This is a genomic window from Kitasatospora sp. NPDC004669 (assembly GCF_040609455.1).
Lineage (GTDB): Bacteria > Actinomycetota > Actinomycetes > Streptomycetales > Streptomycetaceae > Kitasatospora.
In genome coordinates this window covers 43,743-60,657 of record NZ_JBEXKB010000057.1, presented here as the reverse complement: position 1 = coordinate 60,657, position 16,915 = coordinate 43,743, and the positions used below count along the sequence as shown (strand labels likewise).

The 16,915-nt window shown below is 68.4% G+C and carries 17 protein-coding genes; 12 read left to right on the top strand and 5 right to left on the bottom strand.

Features of this window, described 5'->3' with window-relative positions; all coding sequences use genetic code 11:
• Window positions 1–608: 608 nt before the first annotated feature.
• Entirely contained in the window at window positions 609–896 is a 288-nt protein-coding gene (locus ABZW30_RS35005; RefSeq protein WP_355675277.1) for a hypothetical protein, read from the top strand.
• Window positions 897–972: 76 nt separating this feature from the next.
• On the opposite strand, the gene ABZW30_RS35000 is transcribed toward ABZW30_RS35005, so the two are convergent.
• A complete protein-coding gene (locus tag ABZW30_RS35000) occupies window positions 973–1,116 on the bottom strand; it encodes a hypothetical protein (protein ID WP_355675276.1) in 144 nt (47 codons plus the stop codon).
• 383 nt (window positions 1,117–1,499) lie between these two features.
• Between ABZW30_RS35000 and ABZW30_RS34995 the strand changes: the two genes are divergently transcribed.
• From ABZW30_RS34995 to ABZW30_RS34945, 11 genes are all read left to right on the top strand, one after another.
• Window positions 1,500–1,643, top strand: coding sequence for a hypothetical protein (locus ABZW30_RS34995; RefSeq protein ID WP_355675275.1), 144 nt, complete (start codon window positions 1,500–1,502; stop codon window positions 1,641–1,643).
• A 98-nt stretch (window positions 1,644–1,741) separates the two neighbouring features.
• The gene (locus tag ABZW30_RS34990) at window positions 1,742–2,962 is read left to right on the top strand and encodes a hypothetical protein (RefSeq protein ID WP_355675274.1); all 1,221 of its coding nucleotides are present in this window, start codon (window positions 1,742–1,744) and stop codon (window positions 2,960–2,962) included.
• Window positions 2,952–4,337 (top strand): MATE family efflux transporter, encoded by a 1,386-nt coding sequence (locus ABZW30_RS34985; protein WP_355675273.1) that lies wholly within the window; start codon window positions 2,952–2,954, stop codon window positions 4,335–4,337. The genes ABZW30_RS34990 and ABZW30_RS34985 overlap by 11 nt, the downstream gene beginning before the upstream one ends.
• On the top strand, window positions 4,334–5,530 hold the full coding sequence (locus ABZW30_RS34980) for a PQQ-binding-like beta-propeller repeat protein (RefSeq protein WP_355675272.1): 1,197 nt from the start codon (window positions 4,334–4,336) through the stop codon (window positions 5,528–5,530). The genes ABZW30_RS34985 and ABZW30_RS34980 overlap by 4 nt, the downstream gene beginning before the upstream one ends.
• Complete coding sequence (locus ABZW30_RS34975; protein WP_355675271.1) at window positions 5,527–7,299, top strand: M3 family metallopeptidase; 1,773 nt, start codon at window positions 5,527–5,529, stop codon at window positions 7,297–7,299. The genes ABZW30_RS34980 and ABZW30_RS34975 overlap by 4 nt, the downstream gene beginning before the upstream one ends.
• A 34-nt stretch (window positions 7,300–7,333) precedes the next feature.
• Entirely contained in the window at window positions 7,334–7,978 is a 645-nt protein-coding gene (locus tag ABZW30_RS34970) for an O-methyltransferase (protein ID WP_355675270.1), read from the top strand.
• Window positions 7,979–7,986: 8 nt separating this feature from the next.
• The gene (locus ABZW30_RS34965) at window positions 7,987–8,742 is read left to right on the top strand and encodes an SDR family oxidoreductase (protein ID WP_355675269.1); all 756 of its coding nucleotides are present in this window, start codon (window positions 7,987–7,989) and stop codon (window positions 8,740–8,742) included.
• 60 nt (window positions 8,743–8,802) lie between these two features.
• Complete coding sequence (locus tag ABZW30_RS34960; protein WP_355675268.1) at window positions 8,803–9,837, top strand: aldo/keto reductase; 1,035 nt, start codon at window positions 8,803–8,805, stop codon at window positions 9,835–9,837.
• Between the two features lie 11 nt (window positions 9,838–9,848).
• On the top strand, window positions 9,849–10,337 hold the full coding sequence (locus ABZW30_RS34955) for a hypothetical protein (protein WP_355675267.1): 489 nt from the start codon (window positions 9,849–9,851) through the stop codon (window positions 10,335–10,337).
• A gap of 24 nt (window positions 10,338–10,361) precedes the next feature.
• The gene (locus tag ABZW30_RS34950; protein ID WP_355675266.1) at window positions 10,362–11,006 is read left to right on the top strand and encodes a DUF6445 family protein; all 645 of its coding nucleotides are present in this window, start codon (window positions 10,362–10,364) and stop codon (window positions 11,004–11,006) included.
• Window positions 11,007–11,025: 19 nt separating this feature from the next.
• Window positions 11,026–11,685, top strand: a complete 660-nt coding sequence (locus ABZW30_RS34945) for a pentapeptide repeat-containing protein (RefSeq protein ID WP_355675265.1) — start codon at window positions 11,026–11,028, stop codon at window positions 11,683–11,685.
• 215 nt (window positions 11,686–11,900) lie between these two features.
• Here ABZW30_RS34945 and ABZW30_RS34940 read toward each other — a convergent pair whose 3' ends face one another.
• The 4 genes from ABZW30_RS34940 to ABZW30_RS34925 form a co-directional block, all read right to left on the bottom strand.
• Window positions 11,901–13,532: an AMP-binding protein gene (locus tag ABZW30_RS34940; RefSeq protein ID WP_355675264.1), complete on the bottom strand. Its 1,632-nt coding sequence runs from the start codon at window positions 13,530–13,532 to the stop codon at window positions 11,901–11,903.
• A gap of 139 nt (window positions 13,533–13,671) precedes the next feature.
• Entirely contained in the window at window positions 13,672–13,911 is a 240-nt protein-coding gene (locus ABZW30_RS34935; RefSeq protein WP_355675263.1) for a chaplin, read from the bottom strand.
• A gap of 93 nt (window positions 13,912–14,004) precedes the next feature.
• Complete coding sequence (locus tag ABZW30_RS34930) at window positions 14,005–14,322, bottom strand: hypothetical protein (protein ID WP_355675262.1); 318 nt, start codon at window positions 14,320–14,322, stop codon at window positions 14,005–14,007.
• Window positions 14,319–16,889, bottom strand: coding sequence for an Hsp70 family protein (locus ABZW30_RS34925; protein ID WP_355675261.1), 2,571 nt, complete (start codon window positions 16,887–16,889; stop codon window positions 14,319–14,321). The genes ABZW30_RS34930 and ABZW30_RS34925 overlap by 4 nt, the downstream gene beginning before the upstream one ends.
• Window positions 16,890–16,915: the final 26 nt, after the last annotated feature.

Sequence of the window (16,915 nt, the reverse complement as noted above, 5' to 3'; positions counted from 1 at the left end):
GCAGTACCAGCCCGACACCCTCGACGGCTTCATAGCCGGCACCGGCCTGACCCCCGACACCCCAACGTCACCCTGACGAGCCGAAGTCAGTAACGCCCACCTGGATCAGCTTCCCGCTGTTGTCAACGGAACGACGTCAGTCCACCGCGCGGACGTCGAGGGGCCCTCCCCCCCTGGTCGAGCGGATCCCCGTCCACGAACACCCGCACCACCGCCTGGTACGCCGGATCGCTCTCCCACGCGTGCACCTGGCAACCTCCACGGCGGCTCCTCCGGACAGCCCTTCGCGGCTCTGACGAGGAACCGGGCATCCGGCTGATCACGCCAGCCGCCACAGACAATCCACGACGGCAGCTGGCTGGAGACGGCTGCCACTTCCGGTCGCCGGTTAGAACAGCGGCGCCTGCGCGCACCCTTCATCGCCTGCGCGCTGCGGCGCCGGGCCGCCCGCGGACCATCCCCGCCCGCCCCGGACCCGAGCAGCGCCTCGGCATCGACCCGCAGCACCAGGTCGGTCGGCTTCACCGGCCTGACAGCCGGGCCGGGCGGATCCGCGGCCGCAGCTCGCGGTGGACGCTCAAGGAGCCGGGGCGAACGTCGCGGAGCAGATGACGTCCACACCCGGGCACGGAGGGGCCGGGCTGGGCGACGGTCGGACCTCCGACCAGCCCGCCAGCGGCGGATCCTCGGCCGCCGCATTGAGGACGAACGTCAGCGCACCGCCCCCGACCACCAGCACCATCCACGCGATCGCCACACCGCGCTGCCACCGCTTCACGCCGGCCCCCTCTCAGCCCCGCGACGGCAGCCACTATATCCAGCAGCCAGAACCGGCAGAGCAGGCGCGGGCGGGCGGAAGCGTGGCCACCGCGCTGCTGGTCGGCCCGCACCGCTGATGCCACCCCAGGGACCCGACCCGAGCCGGCGTCCCGGGACGCGGCGGTGCGGCGGCGCCCAAGACCCCGGCGCCCGTCAGACGGCGGCGCGGTCGGCGGCCACAGCCAGCCGCCGGCTGCCGGTACGGGCGGCCAACTGCGCCACCCACACCGCCGCCCGGCCGACCTCGGCCGCCGCGATCCCCATGGCGGCCGCCAGTCGCGCCCGCCGCGTGCTCATCCTCGGCGGCAGCGAAAACGATCTGTCTCCGAAACGCCGGCCCTATCCTGACCAGCGAAAACACGCCGGTCGCTCTCAAAAAGACAACAGGCATTATGCTTGGAGACAAAAAGGGATGGAATAGCTCCGCTTTCAGTCACCAAATATCTACACCTGACCACAGCAGGCTTGGGCGATTTCAGCAGGTTCCGAATCCGACATGCCGGGAAGATTCGCCCAAAGGGCAGGTCGGGGATCGCTGTCGATGCTGTTGACATGGCAGAGGCGAGAGAGTTTTACTGATGACTCAATCGCCTGCCTGGAGGTTAGTTCGACAGCAAAGATCATCGATGATCTAACCATTGGGTTGGCTCCACCTTGTTCCGCAAGAAGGGAGTAAAGCGATGGCGAACTACCCGTTCGAGAAGAAGCCTGCCTTCTTCCCCTCGATGAACGCCGAGGTCTTCTTCGAGGCCGAGGCCATGGCAGACAGTCTGTTCGACAACGTCGAGGTCGACGCCGATCTGGACGCTCTGCTGAGCGAGTAATACGTGCCGGGGGGCGCGGTCTCGTCGCCGCGCCCCCCGGCCCTTTGTGCCCTGCCGCACAGCCCCATCGGGAGCGCCCCGTCGAGAATGGATCCATCATGTCCAGCCGGCTTGCCGCGCCGTTCAAGAACGCATTCCAGGAGACGCTTCTGGGCCTCACCTATTCCATGCAGGCAGGGCAGACAGCTGACCTCTTCTCGCGAGCCTGCGTCGAACAGTTCAGCGAAGCGGACTGGTCGTCATACGGCTATCTTTTCACCCAGGTCTTCGAGCCGGACGTATTGCGCGAGGTAGCACTTCTCGCCGGCGTCGACTATGCGGCGGCTGCGGATCTCCGCAGCCGCCCGAGCGCCGCGATGGAGCAGTTGGCGGACATGCTCGACCATGTCGGGGAATTACCGGTCGTCGGGCAGGTCAATGTGGCATCCGCATTAATCAGCGTGTCCCGCTTCGATGCCGCGGCGCGTGTGTTGCGGCGGATACTGCCCGGGAAGGCCGGATCGCGGGATGCATTCGAGGTCGGAATGCTCGACTTCATGATCTCGAATCGACGCGACGACGGGGTCGGCTCACGAGAGGTCTTCTCCCGGATCAGGCACACGATCGAAACCGGCTCGATCCCGAGGGATCGCATCCTCCACGCCTGCACCCAGGCGGTTGTCTGGCACCTCAAACGCCACGAGGCCACCGAGGCCGACTTCCGCTGGTTCGCGGAGACGGGCAACACGCTGGCCATATCGGACAGGTCGCTGAGTCCGGCCTCGCTGTCCTCGTGGTACCGGGGAATCGCCATGCTCCCCGCGGCGAAGGGTCAGGCCGAGACGACCCGCACCTACATGCGCCGCGCACAGGAGACCGCGCAGGAGACGGTAGCCAAGCGCGACAGGGCCTTCGAACAGAACCTCATCAAGACGTACTACGAGTCCACCCTCAAGGAACACCTCTATCTGACGGGGGACTTCGAGAAGGCGGAGGAAGCCGGCCTCAACCTGGTCGAACTGGACTCCGCCTGGGCGCCGAGCTACGCGGAACTGGCCGAGGTCTACGAGCGCTGGAAGCACCTTGAGGACGCCGCGCTTTGGTACGAGAAGGCCGCGGCAGCCGGTCCGCCGTACATGGGTCACCATCCGCTGAAGGCAGCCCGGTGCCGCGAGGCGGTCGGTCAGTACGTTCTCGCGCTACCGCACTATCAGGCTCTCGCCACGCTCTCTCCCGCCAACGAAGCCGTCCTCCAGGCCGGCCTCCACACAGCACGAGCAGCCGGGCACGCGGCTGCCCGCGACTTCGAGGAAGCACTGAACCTGATCCATGTCCAGTAACACCGCCACTGAAAACCAGTCAGCCACCGCTCACACGAAACTCACCGCGCGGAACTTCAACGGATACGCGGCGGTGGTGTTCATGCTGGGCATGGCGACCGTCGGCTTCGGCGCGGTCGACCTCGCCATGATCGCGCCCAAGGGGGTCGCTCATGTCGCGGCCGTCGGCCAGGGGGATCTGCTCGTCCTCGGGATCTACGCGTTCTTCCAGGGGGCCGTCGAGGCCTTCAGCAGCCGCCTATCCGTCGCGGAGGGGGCCAACCGGACCGCGCAGCGCCTGCCCGTCCTACTCGCCGCTCTGCTGGTCATTCTGACCATAAGTCAACTTTTGGGCTCGGCGCTGGCGTCAGGAGCCGACAGCGCGATCGGCTGGTTCGCTCAGAGCCCGGACCAGATCCCGTTGGTGGGAGACTACGTCCAGGTACGCAGTCACGCGGTCGGGCTGGTGATCATTTACTGGGCCAGCAACGAGGCGCTGAAGATCTGCGGCGCGAAGAACCTGACGTTCGTCGTACTGGGACTCGGGTTCGCGGTCAACGCGGTCCTGGACTGGGTCTTCCTCTACACAGGACGGGGCGCGGCCCTCTTCGCCACCCCGGAGAGCGCGGTGGCGACCTCCACCGTGGTCGCGCAGGCGGTCATGGCTGCGATCAGCGTCTGGATGTTCGTACGGCTCCTTCGAAGGCGACGCATCCCATTGGCCAAGCCCGACCGGGCCTCGGTGTTCGAAGAGCTCCACGGGATGTCGCGGCTGGCGTTCGGTGTCGGGGCGCGCAACGTCAACGACTACGTGGGCTCCATCGTCCCCGTCATGCTCATCGGCAGCCTGGGCGTGCCGGTACTGGCGGCCGCACTCGTCGCGACCAAGATCTACACCCTCTACTGCCGCGTCCCCCAGGCCTGCTTCGAGAGCTCCTTCGTCCATTACGGCTACTGGGCGGGAGGATCCGCACCGGGGGAGCGCTCCGCCGCCGTACGGGTCCTGCTGCGCCGCGCCGCCGTCCCGACCGCGGTGGCGACGCTGCTCACGGCCGCGGCCTCGCCCTGGCTTGTCGACGCCTTCTCCAGCGAGGGGCTCGACCGATGGCTCGCGGCCGTCCTGGTCCTCGCCTACCTGCTCTACGTCCCCGCCTACTTCGCCGAGCAGTTCCTCGGCAAGATCCTCGTGGTCCACCGGCTCGGGGGCGTGCTCTTCTCCGCCTCGACCCTGGTGACCTACCTTCTGGTGATCCCCTTGGCCTGGTGCTCCGTGCACCTGTTGCACTCGCCCTTCGCCGCAGTCGCCTGCAAGGGGATCGCCTCGGCGACACTGGCCGCCGTCTTTCTGCGCGCCTACCGGCGCACCTCGCGGGCCGTCCCGGGGAGCGAGGCGTGAGTGCGCGGCTGCCGGCCTACCGGCACGACCCCGGCAAGAGTGTCCTCGTGTTGCCTTCGGCCGATCTATCCGAGGTGTTCTGGGACCGGGAACCCGTCGTCTGCGGGTTCAGGCGGCTGACCCACCAAGTCGCCGGGCAGTCCCGGGCCATCGAGGTGCCCGTCAGTTCCAGTCCGGTGGTGGTCACCGGCGCGGGCGCCGTCGTGGCGGCGAGCGATGGAACGGTCACCTTCTACGACCGGACACTCGGCAAGGAGTACTGGCGCCGGCGTCTCGACAGCCCGCTCTACGCCTCGCTCGTAGCCGACGTCCGCCGGCGCAGGGTGATCGCGATCGCCACCAGCGGCCTGGCGGCCTGTTTCGACCTGCGCGGCCGACTGGTTTGGTCGACACGGATCGCAGATCCCGTCTACGCCACTCCGCTGGTGCTGCCCGACGCCGATCGACTGGTCGTGGCCGCGTTCAACAGCCGCTGCACCGGCCTGAACCTGGAAACCGGCGCGATCGTCTTCGACCGCCGGCTGCCCGAGCCCTGGCACGCGGCCTTCCATAGCTCCGCCGCCCACCGTGACGCCTACGCGAGCCCGGTGGCCACCGGCGAGGGCAACGCCGTGATCGCCTGCGCGGAGCACGTGCTCTGCCTGAGCCCCGACGGCGAAGAACTGTGGCGCACGGATGTGGGCCACAGCATCAAGGCCTCCCCGGTCGGGCTGTCCGAGCAGCAGGAGGTACTGGTCGCCCCCGTCAACGGGCGCTGTCTGTTCCTCGACAGCCGGACCGGACACGAACGCGCTGCCGTCGAACTCGGTGCCAAGGTCACCGGGAGCCCGGCCGTCTCCGGTGGTCTCGTGGCCGTCGGTAGCACCGACGGTGCCGTCACCGCACTGAACGCCCGCACGCACGGCAGCGCATGGCGCTCCTCACAGGGCGCCCCCCGGGAGTACACCTCCATGACCACACTGCCCACTGGCGACTTCGTCGCCACTGCCAGCGGTGGCAACATCGTGTGCCTCAGGCGCGAGGACGGCAGGTTCCGTTGGGAGACCAGCCAGGTCCTCGGCCTGACGGACCACCATCCCACCATGGACATCACACCGGTCGCCGGACCTGACGGCAGCATGTACGGCGCCTCGTACTCAGGTGTTGTGTACCACTTCCGGTTCCGGCCCCGCGACAAGGAGGCACTCGGATGACCACGGATCAGGCCCTGACCTCCCAGCCTGACACCCTGGCGGCCATGCAGGACTCCCTGGCCGGGATGATGACCCGACTGCGGGCCCTGGTCGGCCAGGCGGAGCTGAGCCAGGACGACATGGTCGAGATCGTCGCCGTCTACAACAACGTCGCCTATCTGTTCCTCTACCTGGAGTCGAACGAACGCCACATCGACTTCCAGCCCCTGACACACTGGCGCGACGCCTTCTACGACGACCCCGCCCTGGACTCGGCCCTCAAGGACCGGCTCCGGCTCCTGCGCTGCCCCGACCCGGAAGCCGAGGAATCCCGGCGGCTCTTCCTGGCGAAGCTGGAAGAGAAACAGGACGAGACCCGGCGATCCGGCCAGGAACGGCTCGACGCCCTCAACGCCCAGGCGAAGTCGGTCCTCTCCCAACTCGGCCAGGAGCAACGCAACCTGCTGCGGCGCCTGGGCATCGACCAGGACGGCGTAGCCCCGCAGGCCGCCTTCTACCGCATCGTCAGCGCGGTGGGCGATGCCGACAAGCGGGAGAAACTGGTCACCGCGTGGACGACCGTACGGGACCGCCGCCGGGACGAGCTGATCGCGATAGTCGACGCCATGGTCGGCGAACTGCGGGAGCAGAGCCGCGCACGCGGCCACCGTACGGTCCTGGCGGAAACCCTGCAGCACTGCCGGGTGGACGAGACGCAGGCGCAGGATTTCCTCGACCGCTACATGACGCAGGCGATCGCCTCGTACCAGGACCTCAAGGACGAGATCGGCGCCGCCGTAGGCGTGGGCGCGTCCCCTGATCCGATCGATCATTTCGGCCACTACCTGCGGACCGTGATCGGATCGCGGCCAGTGCCCCAACTCCCGCTGGAAGGATGCCTGGAGTTCATCTCCGAGATCACCCACAAAGTCTTCGGACTGACCCTGAGGCGATCGCCGGTCGCGGACTCGACGGTCCTGGCCATCCGTGTCCTCGCCGCCGGCCGGGAGGTCGGAACGATCAACTGCGACCTCTGGGACTCAGACCGCAAGGCCCTGCGCGCCAACCACACCAAAGGCATACGCAACCGCACCGACTGGTCCGGCATCGTGCAACGGCCCGTCGCACACGTGTCCTGCCGGTTCGCGCGCGACGGGGACGGCGAAAACCGCATCACCTTCCAGAACGCACACAGCCTCTTCCACGAGTTCGGTCACGCCGTCAACCACCTGCTGATCCGCAAACGCATCTCGAATCAGTCGGGCCTGGACTACCTCCCCCTGGAACGCCTGGAGTACCTGAGCATGTGGTTCGAGAAATGGGTCTTCCACCCGGCTCTCGCCGACCGTCTGCGCCTGTCCGACGAGGAGCGGGAGGGGCTGGAACTGTGCCGCAGGATCAAACGGCTCGAATACCGCCGCACCTACATGGACCGGGCCGTCACCGCGGCCCTCGACTTCGACCTCCACCGTCACACCGAAGGAGGGCTGGCCGAGTCGTTCGCGCGACTCGACGCGCGCTTCGGCATCAGCGCCCACTGCGCCCTGGGAGAGTTCCCCGCCTACTTCACCTGGCCGATGCTGCAAGCCAATCCGGGCGCGTACTTCTCCTACCTGTGGGGTGCCGCAGACAGCGCGGAGAAGTTCACCGACTTCCACAAGGCCGGCCTTGACCAGATCGCCGCGCAGACGGGGCCGCCGGAGCGCTTCGCGGTCTGCTTCGACTTCGATCTGCCGACCGATCCGCCGCCCGTCCAGCCAGCGTTCGCCTTCTACGACGACGCCCGCTGAACAACTCGGAGCAGAAAGGAGGGAACAGCAACCGATGACGAGTCTGCCGACTTCCTACATGCGCGCCATACTCGGACCCCGTGACGCCGCGCTCGACGCCGTCCTGCGGGAGTCCCTGCTCGAACACGGCATGCCGACGATACAGGTCGACGACAACGCCGGACGGGTCCTTCAGTTGCTCACCATGCTGCGACGCCCCCGCCGTGCGCTCGAGATCGGCACACTCTTCGGCTACTCGACCATTCACATAGCCCGTGGCCTGCCCGAAGGCGGCCAGCTCACCACCTTGGAGATGGACCCCGAGGCCGCCGGGCTCGCGCGTCGCAATCTGCGAGCCGCCGGGGTCGAGGACCGGGTGGAGGTCGTGGTCGGCGACGCGCTGGAGCACCTGGCTGCAGTACCGAAGGCGAGCCTCGGCATGGCCTTCATCGACGCGGACAAGAAGTCCTACCCGGCCTACCTCAAAGCGGTTTACCCGCTGCTGGAGCCGGGCGCACTGCTCATCGCCGACGACGCCTTCGCTGAAGGCGACTTCAGCGCCGAGTCCGAGGCGGACGCCGATCCCGAGCGGGAGACCAAGGCCATCCACGCCTACAACCGCGCCGTGTGCCGCAGTCCCCGGCTGTTCTCGGCCTTCATCGGCACTGAAAACGGCCTCATGGTCAGCTACAAAGGATGAACGCTCCCATGGAACCCAAACGCGCTCTGGTCCTCGGCGCCAGCCAGGGCCTCGGAGCCCACATAGCCGTGCGACTGGCCGAGGAGGGCTGGTCCGTCATCGGAGTGGGTCGCCGCCCCCGGCAGGAGGCGGCCCTGCGCGGGCCCGTCGAGTACCTGCAAGCGGACCTCTCTCGGGCCGAGACACTCGTCGAACTGCCGAAACTCGTGGGCGGATGCCCGGACCTCATCGTCCACAGTGCGGTGACGTACCACGACTTCGGAGTCTCCATCCCCACACTGGACGAGCTGGAGATGGTGTTCCGCGTGAACGCCCTGCTGCCATACCGCCTGCTGCACGATCTGCTGTCGGACAAGCCCAAGGAGCGATTCTGCTCCTGCGTCGTCCTGAACTCCGACTCCATCTTCCACGCGCGCCGGCAGTCAGGTGTCTACGCCGCGAGCAAGGCGGCACTGCGGGTGCTCACCACGATGCTCGCCGACACCTTCCGAGCCGACAACGCGAGCGTCTCCACCCTCCTCCTCGGCCCGTTGGCCGACCCCAAGAAAACCGCGGACCTGCATCGGATCGCCGCGAAACGAGGCGTGCCACCGCAGGACCTCACGAAGACCTTCTTGCACCGCTCGAATCCAGACCTCGTCATCGACGAACTGATCGACTTCGAGAGCTGCTACCTCAGCCTGCGCCATCTCGTCGAGCTCGGTGCGGTCGCCAACGGTTCGCTCCACCGGTTGGACGGTGGCTCCGCCGGCTCGCTGATCTGACCTGAGAGGCGACGAATGGAGGAGATGAGGTACCGGAGACTGGGCCGCACAGGGCTGCTCGTGTCTGCCTACTGCCTCGGCGCGGCGACCTTCGGCAGCCGTTGGGGGCCCCGCTGGACGATGTCGGAGAAAGAGGCCGACTCGCTCGTCGGCCGTGCTCTCGACTGCGGCCTGAACTTCTTCGACACCGCGAACATCTACAACGGTGGCGAGAGTGAGATCTGGCTCGGCCGGGCGTTGAAGTCCCACGCGGCCCGCGACCGGGTGATCGTGTCGACCAAGTTCGGCTACCGCAACGACAGCCGCAACGTCAACAGCGGCGGGGCCACCCGCCGAGCGATGCTGGCCTCCGTCGAACGCTCCCTCGCACGACTCAACACCGGTCACATCGACCTCTACTACCTGCACCTGTGGGACGGCGTCACACCGGTGGAGGAGACCCTGGCGACCGCCGCGGACCTCGTCGCCGCCGGCAAGATCCGGCACTTCGGCCTGAGCAACGTGCCGGGTTGGTACATCGGCTACGCGGACGCACTCTGTCGAGAGCGCGGCTGGCCGCTGCCAGCGGCCGTCCAGATCAACTACAACCTGCTGGAGCGCTCAGCCGAGCACGAGTTCCTTGGCTATGCCCGGTACAGCGGCATGGCGATGGTCGGCTGGGGACCGCTGGCCAACGGCCTGCTCGCCGGCCGATACCGCATCGACAGCAGCCGGCGCTCGGTGGAAGGGGCGGGCAGGCTCACCGAGTCCTTCGGGACCGGGAACGTGGACCCGTTCCGGGACCACGTTCCGCCGGTCCTGACCGCGCTCGAGGAGCTCTCCACCCGTACCGGGCGCTCCCCAGCACAGCTCTCCCTCGCCTGGCTACTGCGCCAGCCGGATCTGACCTCGATCGCGATCGGTGTCTCCGAGGAACGCCAACTCGACGACTGCTTGGCCGCGTTGGCCCTGGAGCTGCCACTCGACGAATGTCGCCAGCTGGACCTGGCAAGCCGCCGGCCCGTGCCGTACCCGTATCACTTCCTGGAGCCTGACATGCAGAAGCTGGTACACCAGCGCCACCCCGAACCCCAGTCCCGCCTGGAAGACCGATGAGGACCAAGACGGTGGAGGTCGTCGACGGCTTCCACGCGGATCCCGACCGCGTGCGGCACGTGGTGACCGGCGCCGAGTGGACACCCCTCAGCGGCGCCGTCGGCGCAGGCGCACTCCGCACCCGGCAGTGCTTCCCCACGACCGAGGCAACAGCGGGCCTGACCGCCCTGCTGGGACGAGAGCCCGAGTTCGACGCCGGAGCCGACGCCTTCGGGTTCTACACGTTCGTCTCCGCCGGTTCGGCAGCACACACCGAGGCCGACACGGCACGCGCGAACTGGGCCGCCGTGCTCTACCTCACCCCGCCGCACCTGTGCTCCGGGGGGATCTCCTTTCTCAGGGACGCCGAGACCGAGGCCCCGGAGATAACCATGCACGTACCCATCCGCTTCAACCGTTTGGTGCTGTTCCGCCCCAACCGGGTGCCCCATCGGGCAAGTGCAGGTTTCGGTACGGATCCGCTCAACGGGCGCCTGACCCAAGTCTTCCTGTTCAACTGACTACCCCAAAGGATCTGACGGACGATGCTGAGCAAATTGATCATCGTTGACGACTTCTACGCGGATCCCGATCGAGTCCGGGCCAAGGCCCTGTCAACCGACTACGCCGACATCACGCCCACCGACTACCCAGGCCTTCAGAGCCGGCGCAGCCTGCAAACCGACGCCCTGGCCAAAGCATTCGACGAACTCGTCCAGGCCCGCATCTGCTCGGACCCTGCGCGCTTCACATGGGGCGGCTTCCGCTGCGTCACCAAAGCCTCCGGACGCGGTACGAAGGTCCACGCGGACATCGCCATCGACTGGGCGGCCATGGTCTACCTCGCGCCCGACGCGCCAATGGAAGCCGGGACAGGATTCTTCAGGCACAAGGAGACCGACCTCGAATCACCACCGACTGACCGTCAGGCACGGGCACTCGGGTTCCGAGACGCGGCCGACTTCGACGACAAGATCGTCCGCCGGGACATGGGCGACCTGTCCAAATGGGAACAGACGGGGTGGGTAGGCCCGGTCTACAACCGGCTCGTCCTCTTTCGCGGGTGCGAGTTCTACCACGCCCCACTCGCAGGCTGCGGCGACGACGCCGGAAGCGGACGGCTGACCCACAACTTCTTCTTCAACGTGGTCGCCGACCCCGACGACGCGGTCTACCCCGTCCAGGCATGACCCGCGGAAAGGAAGCCTGATGCGAACACTGCTCGACTGCGCAGTACAGGCTGCTCAAGCCCACGCCGGCCCGACACAACGTTTCACCCTGGTCGGAGTTGAAGCAGCCTCCCTGGGCGCCACGGGCGCGCGCTCGTACGTCCAGGCATCGATCGCCGCAGGCCGCACGCACACCTCCGCCCGGGAGTTAGCCGACACCGGCACAAGCCTGCAGACGCTGGCCCTGGCCCTCCTGTCGGAGGAACAGCAGCTCGATCACATGTGGCTCATCGACGGATGGCGCCTGCTCCGACTCCATGGAACGGCTGTCGACCTGCAGGGGGCCCGGCTGCGCGGAGCCCAGCTCCAAGGGGCCCACCTCGCCGGCGCCGATCTCAGAGAGGCCGATCTGGCTGGCGCGGACCTGGAGAAGGCGGACCTGTCCGGATCCAACCTCACCGGCGCCAATCTGGCCGGCAGCATCCTTGCCCGGGCAAACCTGAGGGCTGCCGACCTCACCGAAGCCGAACTCTGCCGAACAGACCTCCGCCACTCCGACCTACGAGAGTCCCGCTGCACTCGGGCCGCTTTCCGTGGCGCCGACCTCTGGGAAGCTGTGATCTCCGACCTCGATCTCTCCCAAGCCTTCGTCGACGGCGCCGAGCTCGACCGGGTAGGCCGGTTCTCAGACCAGCACTAAACCTGTCTTACCTTCTTCCGGAAGAAACTTCAGTCGCCACGAGCGCTGATGGCCGACGAGGGCAGAGATCCTCGTCGGCCATCGCGTTTGCGCTGGTCAGGACCGCGCAGTCGATGGCGTAGCCGGCCACGGTTTCCGGCGGGAGGGGGATCACGCGTTCCACGGTGACGTCGAGGGAGACGGTCCCACTCCGGTGCCGGCGGGTACCGCAGGTGTCAGAGGCCGAGGATGCGGACGGCCGTCTCGCGCATCTCGACCTTGCGGATCTTGCCGGTGACGGTCATCGGGAACTCGTCGACCACGTGCACGTAGCGCGGGATCTTGAAGTGGGCGAGCCGTCCGGTGCAGTAGTCCCGCACGGCCTCGGCGGTGAGCGACTCGGCGCCCTCCCGCATCCGGATCCAGGCCATCAGCTCCTCGCCGTACCTGGCGTCGGGGACGCCGATCACCTGGACGTCGAGGATGTCCGGGTGGGTGTAGAGGAACTCCTCGATCTCGCGCGGGTAGAGGTTCTCCCCACCGCGGATCACCATGTCCTTGATCCGCCCGGTGATCGCCAGGTAGCCGTCCCGGTCCATCACGGCGAGGTCGCCGGTGTGCATCCAGCGGGCCGCGTCGACGGCCTCGGCGGTGCGCTCGGGCTCGTTCCAGTAGCCGAGCATGACGGAGTAGCCGCGGGTGCACAGTTCGCCGGGCTCGCCGCGTGGGACGGTACGGCCGGTGGCCGGGTCGACCACCTTGACCTCCAGGTGGGGGCCGACCCGGCCGACCGTGGAGACCCTGCGCTCGACCGAGTCGCCGGTGCGGGTCTGGGTGGAGACCGGCGAGGTTTCCGTCATGCCGTAGCAGATGGAGACCTCGGCCATGCCCATCCGGTCGATGACCTCCTTCATCACCTCGGTCGGGCAGGGCGAGCCGGCCATGATGCCGGTGCGCAGGCCGCTGAGGTCGTAGCGGGCGAAGTCCGGGTCGGCGAGTTCGGCGATGAACATGGTCGGCACGCCGTACAGGGAGGTGCAGCGCTCGGCGGCGACGGCGGCCAGGGTGGCGCCGGGCTCGAAGGAGGGGGCCGGGATGACCATGCAGGCGCCGTGGGAGGTGGCGGCGAGGTTGCCCATCACCATGCCGAAGCAGTGGTAGAAGGGCACCGGGATGCAGATTCGGTCCCGCTCGGTGTAGTTGAGCAGCTCGCCGACGAAGTAGCCGTTGTTGAGGATGTTGTGGTGGGAGAGGGTCGCGCCCTTGGGGAAGCCCGTGGTGCCCGAGGTGTACTGGATGTTGATCGGGTCGTCGGGGGCCAACTCTGCCTGGCGATCGACGAGCAGGGCCGGGTCGGCCTCCCGGCCGGCCGCCAGAAGCGCGTCCCACGCGGGGCTTCCGAGCAGCACCACCCGCTCCAAGTCGCGGCAGTTCGGCCGGACTTCCTCGATCATCGCGGCGTAGTCCGAGGTCTTGAAGCGCTCGGCCGCGACCAGCAGCCGGATCCCGGCCTGGTTCAGCACGTACTCCAACTCGTGCGAGCGGTAAGCCGGGTTGACGGTGACCAGGATCGCGCCGAGCTTGGCGGTGGCGTACTGGGTGAGCGTCCACTCGGCGCAGTTGGGGGCCCAGATGCCGACCCGGTCGCCCTTGGCGATCCCGAGCTCCAGCAGGCCGAGCGCCAGCGCGTCGACGTCGGCGGCGAGTTGGGCGTACGTCCAACGGCGTTCGGTGGGACGGTCGACCAGGGCGTCGCGCTCGGGGAAGGCCCGGACGGCGCGGTCGAGGTTCTCCCCGATGGTGTCGCCGAGCAGCGGGACGTCCGAGGTGCCGGAGGCGTAGCTGCGCTGGGCGGGCGTGGTCGGCACGGGCTGGCTCCTGGGTGCGGCGGTGCGGGACGGGGACCATGGTCGCCGCTCCCGGGCCGGCACCGCCACCCCCGAACGGGGGTGCGGACACGGCGCAGGGGCCGTCCGTCGGGTTCGACGGACGGCCCCGGCGCTGCTGTCACTCGTTGATGCAAAGGGTCCCGATGGCCGGGTTGAAGATCCCGCCCGGGCTGAAGGTGTTGCCGCAGAAGTTGCCCTCGAAGTTGATCGGGAACTGGACCAGGTTGCCGGAGAGGAAACCGGGCGAGCCGATGGCCTGGCCGTTCGCGATCGCGTCACCGGCGGCGGCGGTGCCGGCACCGGCGAGGAGCGTCACCGCGGCGAGCGCGGTGGCGGCGAGGGTGGTGCGAATACGCATTGCGTCGCTCCTTGTGAGGGTGGCGAAAATCCGTGTGGCGATCACACGCCTCGCCGATCTCACGTGATCCTGGGCCCGGAACGCCGGGATTGCTCACTCCGAGGGCGTGTCACCCTCCTGTCCCGACGGGACGGCACCCGCAGAGCCCGCCACGCTCAGTGATTCCAGCAGCTCCCGGGCCGGTTCCAGTCCGGGTTCGGCCGCCACCGCGCGGTGCAGCAGACCGAGCGCGAGCGCCTCGTCCCCGGCCGCCAGGGCGTCCAGGGCCCGGTTGTAATCGATCCGACCGGCGTAACGCAGCCGGAACAGCACGCTCAGGTCCTCCCGGCAGGACGGGCAGCCCAGCGACTGCCGGTCCGCCGGGACCCTGCAGAGCGGGCACAGGACCTCGGGGAGGCTCACGGTGCTCATCGCGGACCGGCCTCCTCCGGGCGGACCGGGCCGAGCGACTCGGCGGCCGGCTCGCTGCCGAGCTCCCGCTCCGCCTGCGCGTACAGCGCCAGCAGGTTCGACATGTGGGTGTTGACCGCCTCCATGTTGGGCGCCTCCACCGCCTCGTCCAACCCGCGCAGCTCCGCCATGATCCGCTGCGCCAGGGCCGGCGAGACCATGTTCTGGTTGACGTAGACGTTGCACATGGTGAGCATCCGGAAGGTGTGCCCGAGCGAGTCGCACAGGTCGTCCGCCTTCTGGGCCGCGCGCATCGCGCCCTCCCAGTCGGCGGCCTCCCGGCGCAGCCGCAGCTCGGCGGCCACCGAGCGCAGCCGGTCCAGGTCGCTCGGGTCCAGGTGCTTCTCGCAGTAGTGGATGAACAGGCTCAGGTACGCCTCCGAGCCGCGCACCCAGCGCTGGGCCTTGAGCTGGCGCTGTGCCCGTTCCAGCGCCTCGTCCACCGACTGGCCGCGGGTCTGCCCGGCCGCCAGGTCGTCCAGGGTGTCCATCAGCCGCTGCGCCTCGCGCCTCTCGGCCTCGGTGAGCTCACCGCCCCAGCGGTCGGTGAAGGTCTCGATCTGCCGCTGCTGTTCCTCGACCTGCACCTTCAGCTCGGGGTCCAGGGTGACCCGCTCCAGCTTCACGGTCTTCTCGCCGCCGCCCTGGATCCGCACCGACAGGGTGATGGTGCGGTCCCGGTCCAGGCCGAAGGAGACCTCCACCGGGGTACGGCCGCCGAGCCCCTCGGGCAGCCGCAGGGTGAGGTGGCCGATCAGCTCGTTCTGCTGGGCGATCTCGTGCTCGCCCTCGTAGACCGCGACCTCCAGCCGCTGGCGGCCGCTGCCGGAGACCACGAACTCGCGGCTCACCGGCGAACTGGTCGGGTAGCTGGTGTTCTTGGGGATGATGACGGCGAGGCGGCCGTCGTTGAGCTCGATCCCGAGGTTCTTCGGGGTGATGTCGAAGGGGTTGGTGACCTGCATCAACTCGCCGCAACTGGTGCAGACTTCGCTGCCGGGCGGGTTGACCGTGCTGCAGGAGGCGCAGCGCAGGCCGACGTCCTCGGCAGCGGTGGACGCCACCCTGGTCTGACCGGGCGCGGCCGAGTTGAGCGGCTCGCCGCACAGCTCGCAGGCGGTCACACCGGGCGCCGAAGGGGTCCCACAGCGCGGGCAGTTGTCGCCGCGCACCACGGTGGCGGCCTGCGACTGCTTCGGGATGGTCGCCCCGGAGACGGCCGAACCGGCCATGTCCTGGCCGCACTTGGGGCAGGCGGCGGCCTCGGTTTCCACCGGGATGTGGCAGGCCGGGCAGGGGACCCGGTCTCCGCCGAGCAGGGAGGTGGCGCAGTTGGCGCAGTTGGAGGCGGACAGGTCGCCGGGGGCCCGACACTCGGGGCACTCCACCTCGCCGACCAGGGCGGACTGCACGGCCGCGCCGAGCGCCACGCACTGCATCGGATTGACGCCGCGCTTAATCCGGCGGGTGCCGAACACCTCACCGAGGCGCCGGACGACCAGCGGGATCGAGGTCGAGCCGCCGACCAGCACCACCTCGTCGATGTCCCCGACGGTCAGGTTGGCCTGCATGATGGCCTTGTGGGTCAGCTCGATGGTCCGCTCGATCTGGGCCTCGATCAGCTCCTCGAAGCGGGCGCGCTCGAACTCCGTCTCCAGCACCAGCTGTCCGGCGCCCAGGCCCGGCAGGATGACCTCGGAGGACTCCTGGTTGGACAGCTCGATCTTGACGGCCTCGGCCGTGGAGGCGATCTTCGGGCGGTCGCGCAGGTCGGGCTGGTAGTCCGAGCCGTACTCCTCGCGGATGTCCTCCAGCAGCGCGGTGGTGATCGCGCGGTCGAAGTCGTCGCCGCCGAGCAGGTTGTCGCCCTCGATGCCGAGCACCGAGACCGAGCCGGGCACCAGCAGCAGGATGGAGATGTCGAAGGTGCCGCCGCCGAGGTCGTAGACCAGGACCGTCCGGCCCTCGTCGCCGGCGTCGGTGGAGTGCCCGTACGCGAGCGAGGCGGCGGTCGGCTCGTTGATGATCCGCAGCACGTGCAGGCCGGCCATCCGGCCCGCCTCCTGGGTGGCCGCGACCTGCCGCTCGCCGAAGTACGCGGGGACGGTGATGACGGCCCGGTGGAGCGGCTCGCCGAGGCGCTGCTCGGCGTCTTCCTTGAGCCGGTGCAGGATGATCGCGGAGATCTCGATCGGGGTGTAGGAGCGGCCGTTGAACCAGACGTTGACGTCGCCGTCGGTGCCCGCGGTGACCTTGTAGTCGACCTCCTTGAGGGCCGCCTGCACCTGCGGGTCCTTGAACTTGCGGCCCATGAACCGCTTGACCGAGCGGATCACGTTGGCGCCGTCGATGGCGATCCGGCTGCGCGCGGTGGAGCCCACCAGCAGCTCGCCCTTGCGGCCGCTGCCGACCACGGAGGGCGTGGCCTCCTGGTTCTGCCGGTTGAAGATGATCTCCGGTTCGCCCCGGCGCAGGTGGGCCACCACGGAGTTGGTGGTGCCCAGGTCGATGCCGAGTGTGCGGTACATGTCGTTCCCCTCTTGCCCCTCGTGGT